Genomic DNA, 11,784 nt, shown 5'->3' with positions numbered 1-11,784 from the left:
TATGAAAAAAAAGATATTATTTCCCCTTTTGCTAATCTTAATCAGCCTTTTTAGTAGCTGCGAAGAAGTAGTCAACGTAGATTTAGACACCGCTGCTCCCCTATTAGTTGTCGAAGCTAACATTGGCTGGATCAAAGGCAGCTCTGGAAATGCGCAAAAAATAAAATTAACCACAACCACTGCTTATTATGACACCGAAGTTCCTATTGTAACAGGAGCCAAAGTTTCTATTGCAAACAGCGACAATACCGTTTTTAATTTTGTAGAAATTCCAAACACAGGAGAGTATGGCTGTACTAATTTTGTACCGGAAATTGGCGAAACCTACACCTTGAAAATCATTAACAATGGCGAAACCTATACCGCAACAGAAATATTTCAGGCACTGGCGCCAATTACCCGAATTGAACAAAACAACGAAGGCGGTTTTACAGGAAAAGATATTGAAATTAAGGCTTATTTTAATGACCCTGCCACTGTAAACAATTACTATCTGTATCGCTACGAATATTCTAATCAGGCCTCTGTAGATTACAATGTTGATGACGATAAATTCTTTCAGGGGAACGAATTTTTCAGTCTCTCACAAAAAGACGATTTAAAAAAAGGCGATGTTATTGAACTCACACACTTTGGAATATCCAAACAATATTACAATTACATGAATATTTTAATTGGTATCATGGGTAATAATTCTGGCGGACCATTCCAGACTCCTCCTGCCACCGTGAGAGGAAATATCAGCAACAGTACCAATCCAAAAAATTATCCTTTGGGTTATTTTGCTCTTGGAGAATCCGATATGCGCCGTTATGTAGTTCAATAATTTTTTAATTAGCAAACTAAAAGTCGGTGTGATTTAAATCCTTTTATCTTTGTAATCCGTGGCTAAAAAAGCCATGAATCAAAGCCAAAAAACATTCGAAAACAATTAGCTATCTTTGTAACTCAGTACTGAAATCGTTAATCTAAAATCTTCATTCCCTTGTCATCACATCATATTGTTCGCGACGATCAAGAACCTGCTTTAATCATTGCTAATGGAGCTGCCTGTAATCCCGAATTATTAGGACAATTACTCGAATGGTCACCGCTGGTAATTGTATTGGATTCTGCCATAGAACGCGTGATGGAACTGGACATTAAAGTTGATGTTTTATTAGGTGATTTTGACCGCGATTTCGATGCTAACTATTACAAAGAAAAACAATACCCACTGGAAATTGTACATACTCCCGACCAGGACAAAACCGATTTAGAAAAAGCATTTGATTATTTAATTGAACGCAATATTCCTGCGGCAAACGTGGTATGGGCAACCGGAAGAAGAGCCGATCACACCATTACCAATCTGACCAATATTGTTCGTTATCGTGACAAATTGAAAATTGTAATCTTAGACGACCATTCGAAAGTATTTTTGTTACCAAAAAAATTCGAAAAATGGTACACTGCCAATACGCCTATTTCGTTAATCCCGATAGGACATGTCAGCGGAATTCATTCTGAAAATCTATTCTATCCTTTAAAAGATGACAGCCTGACTATTGGTTATCGCACAGGCAGCAGCAATCATGTGGTACAGGATGGTTTGGTCATTATTGAGCACAACGAAGGCGATTTATTACTGATGGAATGCATGGATTAATCAATGCATAAAATAAAAAGCAACACTGATTAGAGAAATTTATAAAATCATTACAATTTCTTAAATCTGCATTGCAAAAAAACTGCAATAAATTAACTCCCAAATAACTAAGTATTAGCTATAAACAAATTTGAAAACAGTACCTTTGCAGCGAAATTAAAAATAAAATGTCTAAAGCAATTACTGAGAAAACCAGTTTACATCCAAGAAACCAACATCGATTACGTTATGATTTTAATTTACTAATCGAAAATTGTCCTGAATTAAAACCCTTTGTTTTCATTAACGAACACCAAATAGACTCGAGCGATAGCGAACAGGCGAAGCAAACAATCGATTTCAGTAATCCTCAAGCGGTAAAAACCTTGAACAAGGCATTATTAATTAGCTATTACGACATTCAAAACTGGGATATTCCCCAAGATTATCTTTGCCCACCTATTCCCGGCAGAGCCGATTACATCCATCACATAGCTGATTTACTGGCTGAAAGCAACAACGGTATTATCCCAACAGGAGCCGAAGTTGAAGGTCTTGACATTGGTGTTGGAGCCAATTGTATTTACCCTATCATTGGAAATTCAGTTTACAATTGGAGTTTTGTAGGCACTGACATTGACGAAAAAGCCTTAGACAATTGCAGCGAAATCATCGAAGCCAATGAAAAACTGATTGATGTTATCAGTCTGCAACAACAACTGGAATCCCGTTTTATTTTTAAAAATATCATCACGCCCCAAGATAAATTTGCCTTCACGATTTGCAATCCTCCTTTTCATAAATCAGCCGAAGAAGCGAACAACGGCAGCCTTAGAAAAGTCAATAATTTAAACGATAAAAAAGTAAGCAAAGCCGTTTTGAATTTTGGCGGTCAAAACACCGAATTGTGGTGCGAAGGTGGCGAACTAGCCTTTATTACCCAAATGATTTACGAAAGCGCCCGCTACCCTATGCAATGTCTGTGGTTTACAACCCTGGTTTCTAAACAATCGCATCTTAAAAGCCTTTACAAAATCTTAAACAAAGTAAACGCTGCCCAAATAAAAACCATCGATATGGCGCAAGGACAAAAAATCAGCCGCATCCTTGCTTGGACTTTTCTTACCGAAACCCAACAAAAAAACTGGAAATTCGAGGCGGAAAAGGCTGTTTTTTAATTAAAATTTCTTACTTCATTTGTATAAAAACTATATATTAGCGAAAGTTAATAAGCTTTTCTATGGCTTCAATCCTAACATAATAGGATTATTGAGACTATCGTACAGCTAGTATAAACGAGTTCGAGGATATTTTGAGAAATATGAGAGAAAATCAGAAACTATTACCATATATCATTTTGACAATATTGTACATAATTACAATACTTCCAATAATATATTTAACAATTCTCTTAATTGGAAAAGCTGATAATGTATTAGTATTTTGTTTTGGCTCTACTAATACTATTTTCTTAATGAGATATTATAAAGGGGACATATTTTTAAGTTTGTTATTGGGATTTTTTGTTTCTAGTTTTACTTTATGTTTTATTTATTTACTTTGGTTTCTTGGACTTTTTTCTAAATCGCTTTTTCCAACTATTTTCTTTATAATTGTGTCTGTTATAGTATGTATCGTTTTGACAAAAAATCATTTAAAAATCAAAAGTCAAAAAAACATACATTTAATAATATCACTTCCAACACTTCTCTTTTTGGTATGTTCATTTAATTTAAAAGAAACTTATCCAACTAAATTTGAAAATAAGAATTTAACCTTTGCTCAAATCAAAATTGTCGATAAACTAAAAAATCCGAAATTTGGAGATACTATTGAAGTTAGAATATATAGGCAACCATTATTTGGTTTAAGAGAAAGTTATGAAATATATAAAGCAACAACTAATGAAAAGGGAATTGCAAAAATTCAGTTTTCAAAGTCAAATAATTATCATTTAATTATTATAACCAAAGAAAACAAACTTAATTTTTCAGATATAAACTCAGCAGACTTAAAAAAGAAGAAAATGTTTGTAATTGAAGAATAAAAAAAACCGACAGCTCGGATTTGCAATCCGTGCCCAACCAAACCAGCTATTAAAAACAATTTTTATTTAAAAATCCCATGAATCCCAAAGTAGAGCAATTTTTAAGCAAAGCAAAAAAGTGGCAGGATGAAATGACACTGCTGAGAGAAATTATACTCGAATGCAACTTAACTGAAGATTTTAAATGGATGCATCCCTGCTACACTCTTGATAATGCCAACATTGTATTAATCCACGGTTTCAAAGACTATTGCGCCTTACTTTTCTTTAAAGGCGTACTAATGAAAGACGAAAAAGGAATCCTCATTCAGCAAACCGAAAATGTTCAGGACAGACGCCAAATAAGGTTCAAAAATGTGGAAGAAATTGAGAAACTGGAATCGGTAATTAAGGAATACATCAACAAAGCCATTGCCATAGAAAAAGCAGGACTAAAAGTAGTGATGAAAACCACCGAAGAATTCAATATGCCGGAAGAATTCAAAACCATTTTAGACGATATGCCCGAATTAAACAAAGCTTTCTATGCCCTGACACCGGGGCGTCAAAAAGCCTATCTGTTATATTTCTCCTCGGCTAAACAATCCAAAACCCGCGAAGCCCGAATTGAAAAATATATGGATAAAATTCTGGACGGAAAAGGTTTGGATGATTAAAAAATAACCTCACAAGCACACCTCAAACTTAACGGTAATGATTTTTGATTTTAATCATTTTTATAACACCCGACAGCCTTTAGAAAGCTGTCGGGTGTATTTTTTTTTTAAAACTATAGGTCTAAGTTTCATCCTTTAAAAAAGAAATAAAAGGCTCTAAGAAACAATTAATTTTTATTCCCAATTTTAAAACCGTTGATATATTCAATAGGCTTTTTACCATCGTAATACATATTATCTATAAAATCCTTGGTTGGCGGTCTATATCCGTCTGTTTCCGGAATATCGGTCTTAGTCAAAAATCCTTCATCCACCAATAGTTTAGCAGCCGCATTCCAAATCTCAGGTTTATAAACTTCCCTGATTTTATAATCATACCAGTCTGCCGGCTTTGATTCTGCAATTTGCCCCCAGCGTCTCATCTGGGTTAAAAACCAAATTCCATCAGAATAATAAGGATAAGTAGCATTGTATCTAAAAAAAACATTAAAATCCGGCAAAGACCTGATATCTCCTTTTTCAAACTCAAATGTTCCCAACATCGAATTATCGATTACCCTTTTTTCACCATCCACATAAGCTGATTTAGATAATATTCGGGTGGCTTCTTTTCTATTCTCAGGATCATCCAACCATTTTCCGGCTTTAATTAATGCCTTTGTAATGGCAATTGCCGTATTTGGATTTTTCTTGACAAATGCACGGGTCATCACAAATACTTTCTCAGGATGATTTTTCCAAATATCCTTACTGGCAATAATGGGTACTCCTATCCCTTGATCTACTGCCTGTTGATTCCAAGGCTCCCCTACACAATAGCCGGTAATAACTCCAGATTGAAGAGAACTAGGCATTTGTGGTGGGGCAATTACTGATAACAACACTTGCCCGGCAGTGGCTACTTGCGTATTAGCACTATTATAAAAACCCGGATTTATTCCTCCCGCAGCCAACCAATAGCGCAACTGATAATTATGACCGGAATAAGGCGAAACAATCCCCATTGTAAAAGGGTTATTGAATTTCTTATATAAACTAATAGCCGGCAACAAAGCGCTAGCAGGTATTGGATGCACCGGCACTCCGTATTCACGTGGCAAGTAACCAACAATTTTATTCCAAACATCATAGGAAACCGTAATCGCATTTCCATTTAAATCCATAGAAAATGGAGTCACCAACTCGGCCTGTCTTCCACAACCAACTGCTGCTGCAATGGGTTGCCCTGCCAGCATTTGGGCTCCATCAATTTGGCTATCGACAACCTTGTCAAAAATATCCCTCCAGTTAGCCTGTACTTCCAAGGTCACATTTAAACCCTCATCTTCAAAAAAACCTTTATGTTTGGCTATAGCCAATGGTGCCATATCGGTTAATTTTATAAAACCTAAAATGACATCGGGTTTTTCTAAATTTAATTTTTTGGTCTTTGGAGGGTAGGTCTCCGGATTAATTAAAATTGCATTAGTTTTTTGGGGGCTTTTAAAACTTAAAACAGAGATTGATAATAGCGCAACTAATGATAATCTAAGTATTGTTTTTTTCATATTACAATTTTTGAATTATTACTCGACCAAAATTAAGTATACATACGTAGTTAAAACATGCGAAAAAACAACTTAACTTATGTTTTATATTTTGGGGAGATAAGCAGGAAATGAGTATAGCTGGGGCTTGGAAAGGAACTAAATTAAAACAGCAATCCTTTAGCATTAATCTCAAAGAACTCCTGAAAGTTTTAAGTTTTTCTAAACTTTTTTTTCCTGAATTCCTTTGTACCTTTGCCACTCAGCAATATAAATAGATGAATTTCCAAGTCGTATCCGATTACCAACCTAAGGGAGACCAACCACAGGCTATTGAAAAATTAGCCCAAGGCATCATTGATGGTGATAAATTCCAAACACTGTTAGGAGTTACAGGATCGGGAAAAACGTTTACGGTGGCCAATGTCATTCAGGAAGTGCAAAGACCTACGTTGGTTTTGGCACACAACAAAACCCTGGCAGCCCAGTTGTATTCTGAATTCAAACAATTTTTCCCTAATAATGCAGTAGAATACTTTGTTTCTTATTACGATTATTACCAGCCTGAAGCTTTTATGCCTGTTACAGGGGTTTTCATCGAAAAAGATTTATCTATCAACGAAGAGCTCGAAAAGATGCGTTTAAGCACCACTTCTTCACTGCTTTCAGGACGAAGAGACATTCTGGTGGTAGCTTCGGTTTCTTGCCTTTACGGTATCGGGAATCCCGTGGAATTTCAAAAAAATGTTATTGCTATCGAAAGAGATCAGGAAATCTCCAGAACCAAATTACTGCACTCTTTAGTACAAAGTTTATATTCCAGAACCGAAGCCGATTTTAATCCTGGAAATTTCAGAATTAAAGGTGATACGGTGGAAGTTTTCCCAAGTTATGCAGATGATGCCTATCGCATTCACTTTTTTGGTGACGAAATCGAAGAAATTGAAAGCTTTGATGTACAAACTTCAAAAGTGATTGAACGATTCGAAAAACTGACTATCTATCCTGCTAATATGTTTGTGACTTCTCCTGATGTGTTGCAAGGTGCTATTTGGGAAATCCAACAGGATTTGGTCAAACAAGTCGATTATTTTAAAGAAATAGGCAAACATCTTGAAGCCAAAAGACTGGAAGAAAGAACCAATTTTGACCTTGAAATGATTCGGGAATTGGGTTATTGTTCGGGAATCGAAAATTATTCCCGTTACCTCGATGGCAGACAGGCCGGAACACGACCATTCTGTTTGTTGGATTATTTCCCAAAAGATTATTTGATGGTCGTTGACGAAAGTCACGTAACGCTTTCCCAGGTTCATGCCATGTACGGAGGCGACAGAAGCCGAAAAGAAAATTTGGTCGAATACGGCTTTAGACTTCCCGCAGCGATGGACAACCGCCCGTTGAAATTTGACGAATTTGAAGCGATGCAAAATCAGGTGATTTATGTTTCGGCAACACCGGCTGATTATGAATTACAAAAAACCGAAGGTGTTGTGGTGGAACAGGTAATTCGTCCAACGGGATTATTGGATCCTATTATCGAAATCCGGCCAAGTTTGAATCAAATTGATGATTTGATTGAAGAAATCCAACAACGTTGCGAACTGGACGAACGCGTTTTAGTCACCACTTTAACCAAAAGAATGGCGGAAGAATTAGCCAAATATTTGGCTAAGGTTTCTATTCGTTGTCGTTATATTCATTCGGATGTGGACACTTTGGAGCGTATCGAAATCATGCAGGATTTACGTAAAGGTTTATTCGATGTACTGATTGGAGTAAACTTATTACGTGAAGGATTGGATTTACCCGAAGTTTCGCTGGTAGCCATTTTGGATGCGGATAAAGAAGGTTTCTTGCGTTCACATCGTTCATTGACACAAACCATTGGTCGTGCGGCGAGAAACCTAAACGGGAAAGCCATTATGTATGCCGATAAAATCACCGACAGCATGCAAAAAACAATTGACGAAACCAATTATCGCAGAACCAAACAGATTAATTTCAATACTGCTAACAATATTGTTCCGCAGGCATTGAATAAGAAAATTGATAGTGCTTTTACCAAAAATCCTTTGGTAGAATACGAATTGGGACATACTTTAAATACTGCCGCCGAAGCCGTAAACGAATATTTATCGAAAGAAGAAATTGAAAAACGCATTCGTGAAAAGCGCAAATCAATGGAAAAAGCCGCTAAAGAACTGGACTTTATGCAAGCGGCCAAATTAAGGGATGAAATAAAAAAATTACAGGAACAACTGGTTTAACAGTCTACTCTTCCTGAAAAATTTTCCATAAAGCATCCTCTGGAATAATAGTATTAGGAGCGTTTTTTACCTTTTTGATTAACACCTTAATGGCATCGGTATCTAGTCCCATACTAATTGCAATATGTACAATTAAATCCGGATCCTGTTTGTATAAAACACCATCGTTCTGAAAAAAGAGAAGCAACTGGTAAAATTGCTTAATTCGATTCAGCTTCATGTTATCCGGTAATGTTGGCAATTCATGACTCAACAAATCAATAAATCCACCTTTTTCAAAATTTAATTCATTAGCTATTAAAAATAAAAAATCATAGCCTTTTTTACTCAATTGACCATCAACTGTCGCAAAGGCAATCATATCTAAAAGCAATTTCTTCTTCTCTTCGTAAGCTTCCATATCGTAAATAATTTTAGCTAAATTATCATTTTTTATGATAAAACCCCAAAGAAACATCGGGAATTAAACAATTTAATCGGAAAATCATATTTTTTTTCCAACATATAGAAGCAAAAAATAACATAAAAATAACTTTTCTTGACACAAATACTTAGAAGCGAAAACCACTTTTTACACAAACCGCTTTTATCGATATCCTTTTTTATGATATCTGCAAAATGAGATTAAAAAAATCCGAAAATCAAAATTCTGCATTTCCGGCATTTTTTTTTCATTTATATAGCTTAATTTTATCATAAAACGAGACTATTATGGAATTGATTATAAGAGAATACGAGCTACAATTAAAGCACACCTTTACAATCTCTAGAGAATCAATTGATATTCAGCCTTCCTTAATTGTACAATTAAAAAATGGCGGATTCTCAGGATACGGTGAAGCTACTTCAAATCCCTATTACAACATTAGTGTACCAATGATGAAACAGGATTTAGAAGCAATACGTTCCTTAATAGAGTCTTCTGTTGATGAAACCCCTGAAGAATTTTGGGCAAAAGTATATCCTTTCCTGAAACACGATATGTTTGCACTCTGTGCGCTGGATATGGCCTATACCGATTTGTATGCCCGAAAAAAAGGTAAAAAACTGCATGAACTTTGGGATTACAACACCGAAAGAAACCCTTTGACTAATTATACCATCGGAATTGACACTATCGATAAAATGGTGGCTAAAATGAAGGAACTGCCCTGGCCTATCTATAAAATAAAATTAGGAACCAGTGAAGACATTGCCATAGTAAAAGCTTTAAGAGAACATACCGATGCTATTTTTAGAATTGATGCCAATTGCGGATGGGGAATTGAAGAAACCCTTAACAATGCTATCGAACTTAAAAAATTAGGGGTCGAATTCCTGGAACAACCGCTAAAAGCCGATGACTGGAAAGGACATGAATTTATTTTTAAACATTCTGTTTTACCAATCATTGCTGACGAAAGCTGTATTATCGAGCAAGATGTTGCAAAATGTTACAATCATTTTCATGGAATCAATATCAAACTGGTAAAATGCGGCGGTTTAACTCCTGCCCGAAGAATGATTCAACAAGCCAAGAAACTGGGATTAAAAACCATGGTGGGCTGCATGACCGAATCTTCTGTTGGAATTTCGGCTATTGCACATTTATTACCACAATTGGATTATGTTGACATGGATGGTGCCTTACTTTTAACGGAAGACATTGCCAGCGGAGTACAAATAAATAATGGAAAAATTGGCTATTCTACATTGAATGGAACCGGAGTTATTTTAAAATAACAATTAATGAAAGTAACTAAATTCCCTGATCGGGTCTTAAAAATCGACGATGAAAAATATTTATATTTTGGCGGTACAGCTTATTTAGGCTTACCGCCAAATAAAAAATTTCAAAAAATACTCTTCAAAAATATTGCCCGTTGGGGAACTGCTTATGGAAGTTCCCGAAATGCGAATATCAAATTAATTGCTTACGAAAAAGGAGAATTTTTTTTGGCTAAATTCATTCAGGCCGATGCTGCTGTTACCGTTTCTTCCGGAATGTTAGCCGGACGATTGGTTCTTGAAGCCTTAAAGTCAGAAACAGCTGTTTTCTATCATTTTCCGGACAATCATGTTGCTATTAGTAATGGTGATAGTCTTCCGTTTTATATAAATGAGGAATTAAATCCTCGTTTATTAGATGACAAACCAGAAAAAATTACAATCCTAAGCGATGCTGTTGCCTCGAATACTGTCACAACCGCAGATTTTTCTGCGTTAGAACAAATCCCCAATCACAAGGAAATAACTCTTGTTATCGACGAATCCCATTCACTGGGGATTTTGGGCACAAATGGCAATGGTATTTTTTCAACTATAAATCAGCCTAATGTCAAACGCAAAATCATGGTTTCTTCTTTAGGTAAAGCCATGGGATTATCAGGAGGAGTTATAGCGAGTGACATTGATTTTATGAATCAGATTAAATTAAACGACACTTTTGTTTCGAGTGCCGGAATGAATCCCGCTTTTGTAAAAACCCTCGCCGATGCTGAAGAATTGTATGTAAGTCAACACAAAAAATTAAAGAAAAATACCAACTATCTTAATTCGAAATTACTCCCAAATAGGAATATTCTTTTTGACAAAAACTACCCTGTTATTTACCCCAAAATAGAAAATATCAATAGCGTTTTGGCTTCGAATAAAATCATCATTACCAATTTTAAATACACTTCCGAAGATAATTACCTCAATAGAATTATCATCACAGCCAACCATAAAAAGAAGGATTTAGACAAAATAGCTAAAATCCTCAATCAATACCAAAGCAAAGATGAGTAGCTAATGCCAGAATAACGTACCTTTGTAAAAAATACAAAAATGACAAACAACGATATCTTTAAAAAATTACGCGTTGCCTTAATGCTTCGTGATGACCAAATTGTGGAAATATTGGAATTGGTAGATTTCAGAATTTCAAAATCAGAATTAGGTGCTTTTTTCCGTGACGAAAAACACCCTAATTATGTAGAATGTGGAGACCAGGTATTGCGCAATTTTTTAAATGGATTGGTTATTCATTTGCGTGGTACAAAAGAAAATCCTAAAAACCCGAAGGATGTTTTAGCGAAACACAAAGCTGAAATTCCGGTTAAAACAAAAGAAGAACCTAAAAGTTCTCCAAAAGCTAAAACAGATTTCAAGAAAAAGCCTTCTTTTAAAAAAGCTGCTCCTAAAATCCAGGTTGTAGAAAAAGTGAAGTTCAACAATGGAAAAAACAAAAAATCTTAAGTATAAAATATTTAAATTCTTTTGGTAAATAAAACACAAAATCCCAATCTCGCTTAAAACGAAATTGGGATTTTTTTGTTTTAATGTACTTTAAACTACTTAGTAAACTTAACCAGGAAAACAAGCCCTTTTCCAACTTTCAATTCATCAGCTAACAGCTTTTGATAGTTTAAGGTGTTCTTGATGTAATAATTCAAATCTTCGTTAGTAGTATCAGTGCTCATCACTACAATTTCATGATTCTCATTGATTGCAATTCTCACTTTTACCAGAACGTCCTGGTCTAATCCTCCTAAATTAGGATATGTGTTCAATAACTTGGTCAATTCTCTATAAGTCTCATCAAAATTTTTTGCTGTATTTGGAGACTTATCCGCAGCAAAAGCTGTACCCATCAATAAAGTAACAATAACAGATAAAAATAATTTTTTCATGATTT

12 protein-coding genes are annotated in these 11,784 nt (G+C 35.3%); 9 read left to right on the top strand and 3 right to left on the bottom strand.

The window, feature by feature from the left end; translation table 11 throughout:
* The first annotated feature begins 1 nt into the window (after position 1).
* The 5 genes from EOD40_RS16030 to EOD40_RS16010 all read left to right on the top strand — a co-directional run bounded on the left by EOD40_RS16030 (position 2) and on the right by EOD40_RS16010 (position 4,330).
* Positions 2-826 (top strand): DUF4249 domain-containing protein, encoded by an 825-nt coding sequence (locus EOD40_RS16030; RefSeq protein ID WP_128197255.1) that lies wholly within the window; start codon positions 2-4, stop codon positions 824-826.
* Positions 827-985: 159 nt separating this feature from the next.
* Entirely contained in the window at positions 986-1,648 is a 663-nt protein-coding gene (locus EOD40_RS16025; RefSeq protein WP_128197254.1) for a thiamine diphosphokinase, read from the top strand.
* 167 nt (positions 1,649-1,815) lie between these two features.
* The gene (gene rlmF / locus EOD40_RS16020; protein ID WP_128197252.1) at positions 1,816-2,805 is read left to right on the top strand and encodes a 23S rRNA (adenine(1618)-N(6))-methyltransferase RlmF; all 990 of its coding nucleotides are present in this window, start codon (positions 1,816-1,818) and stop codon (positions 2,803-2,805) included.
* 296 nt (positions 2,806-3,101) lie between these two features.
* On the top strand, positions 3,102-3,674 hold the full coding sequence (locus tag EOD40_RS16015) for a hypothetical protein (RefSeq protein ID WP_128197251.1): 573 nt from the start codon (positions 3,102-3,104) through the stop codon (positions 3,672-3,674).
* 77 nt (positions 3,675-3,751) lie between these two features.
* Positions 3,752-4,330: a YdeI/OmpD-associated family protein gene (locus EOD40_RS16010; RefSeq protein WP_128197249.1), complete on the top strand. Its 579-nt coding sequence runs from the start codon at positions 3,752-3,754 to the stop codon at positions 4,328-4,330.
* Between the two features lie 167 nt (positions 4,331-4,497).
* On the opposite strand, the gene EOD40_RS16005 is transcribed toward EOD40_RS16010, so the two are convergent.
* Entirely contained in the window at positions 4,498-5,877 is a 1,380-nt protein-coding gene (locus EOD40_RS16005; protein WP_128197247.1) for a CmpA/NrtA family ABC transporter substrate-binding protein, read from the bottom strand.
* A 257-nt stretch (positions 5,878-6,134) separates the two neighbouring features.
* Here EOD40_RS16005 and uvrB point away from each other — a divergent pair, with 257 nt between their 5' ends.
* Positions 6,135-8,126 carry an excinuclease ABC subunit UvrB gene (gene uvrB, locus EOD40_RS16000; protein WP_128197245.1) on the top strand — a complete coding sequence of 664 codons (1,992 nt, stop codon included), beginning with the start codon at positions 6,135-6,137 and terminating at the stop codon, positions 8,124-8,126.
* 4 nt (positions 8,127-8,130) lie between these two features.
* Here the strand turns inward: uvrB and EOD40_RS15995 are convergent, their stop codons facing one another.
* A complete protein-coding gene (locus tag EOD40_RS15995) occupies positions 8,131-8,526 on the bottom strand; it encodes an excinuclease ABC subunit B (RefSeq protein WP_128197243.1) in 396 nt (131 codons plus the stop codon).
* A 311-nt stretch (positions 8,527-8,837) separates the two neighbouring features.
* On the opposite strand from EOD40_RS15995, the gene EOD40_RS15990 reads away from it, so the two are divergent.
* From EOD40_RS15990 to EOD40_RS15980, 3 genes are read left to right on the top strand one after another with little or no spacing between them, the layout of a single operon-like run.
* On the top strand, positions 8,838-9,848 hold the full coding sequence (locus tag EOD40_RS15990) for a dipeptide epimerase (RefSeq protein ID WP_128197241.1): 1,011 nt from the start codon (positions 8,838-8,840) through the stop codon (positions 9,846-9,848).
* Positions 9,849-9,854: 6 nt separating this feature from the next.
* On the top strand, positions 9,855-10,895 hold the full coding sequence (locus tag EOD40_RS15985; protein WP_128197239.1) for an aminotransferase class I/II-fold pyridoxal phosphate-dependent enzyme: 1,041 nt from the start codon (positions 9,855-9,857) through the stop codon (positions 10,893-10,895).
* 39 nt (positions 10,896-10,934) lie between these two features.
* On the top strand, positions 10,935-11,345 hold the full coding sequence (locus EOD40_RS15980; RefSeq protein ID WP_128197237.1) for a DUF1456 family protein: 411 nt from the start codon (positions 10,935-10,937) through the stop codon (positions 11,343-11,345).
* 95 nt (positions 11,346-11,440) lie between these two features.
* Here the strand turns inward: EOD40_RS15980 and EOD40_RS15975 are convergent, their stop codons facing one another.
* Complete coding sequence (locus EOD40_RS15975) at positions 11,441-11,779, bottom strand: type 1 periplasmic-binding domain-containing protein (protein ID WP_128197236.1); 339 nt, start codon at positions 11,777-11,779, stop codon at positions 11,441-11,443.
* Positions 11,780-11,784 lie beyond the last annotated feature (5 nt).

The organism is Flavobacterium sufflavum (genome assembly GCF_004016525.1).
GTDB lineage: Bacteria > Bacteroidota > Bacteroidia > Flavobacteriales > Flavobacteriaceae > Flavobacterium > Flavobacterium sufflavum.
The sequence above is the reverse complement of the archived record's forward strand: the minus strand, read 5'-3'. Positions and strand labels throughout refer to the sequence as shown.

What these genes read in the sequence shown, in the direction of transcription:
- EOD40_RS16030 (WP_128197255.1), top strand. Translation starts at nt 2, where the DNA reads ATGAAAAAAAAGATATTATTTCCCCTTTTGCTAATCTTAATCAGCCTT.
- rlmF (WP_128197252.1), top strand. Translation starts at nt 1,816, where the DNA reads ATGTCTAAAGCAATTACTGAGAAAACCAGTTTACATCCAAGAAACCAA.
- EOD40_RS16015 (WP_128197251.1), top strand. Translation starts at nt 3,102, where the DNA reads ATGAGATATTATAAAGGGGACATATTTTTAAGTTTGTTATTGGGATTT.
- EOD40_RS16010 (WP_128197249.1), top strand. Translation starts at nt 3,752, where the DNA reads ATGAATCCCAAAGTAGAGCAATTTTTAAGCAAAGCAAAAAAGTGGCAG.
- EOD40_RS16005 (WP_128197247.1), bottom strand. Translation starts at nt 5,877, where the DNA reads ATGAAAAAAACAATACTTAGATTATCATTAGTTGCGCTATTATCAATC.
- uvrB (WP_128197245.1), top strand. Translation starts at nt 6,135, where the DNA reads ATGAATTTCCAAGTCGTATCCGATTACCAACCTAAGGGAGACCAACCA.
- EOD40_RS15995 (WP_128197243.1), bottom strand. Translation starts at nt 8,526, where the DNA reads ATGGAAGCTTACGAAGAGAAGAAGAAATTGCTTTTAGATATGATTGCC.
- EOD40_RS15990 (WP_128197241.1), top strand. Translation starts at nt 8,838, where the DNA reads ATGGAATTGATTATAAGAGAATACGAGCTACAATTAAAGCACACCTTT.
- EOD40_RS15985 (WP_128197239.1), top strand. Translation starts at nt 9,855, where the DNA reads ATGAAAGTAACTAAATTCCCTGATCGGGTCTTAAAAATCGACGATGAA.
- EOD40_RS15980 (WP_128197237.1), top strand. Translation starts at nt 10,935, where the DNA reads ATGACAAACAACGATATCTTTAAAAAATTACGCGTTGCCTTAATGCTT.
- EOD40_RS15975 (WP_128197236.1), bottom strand. Translation starts at nt 11,779, where the DNA reads ATGAAAAAATTATTTTTATCTGTTATTGTTACTTTATTGATGGGTACA.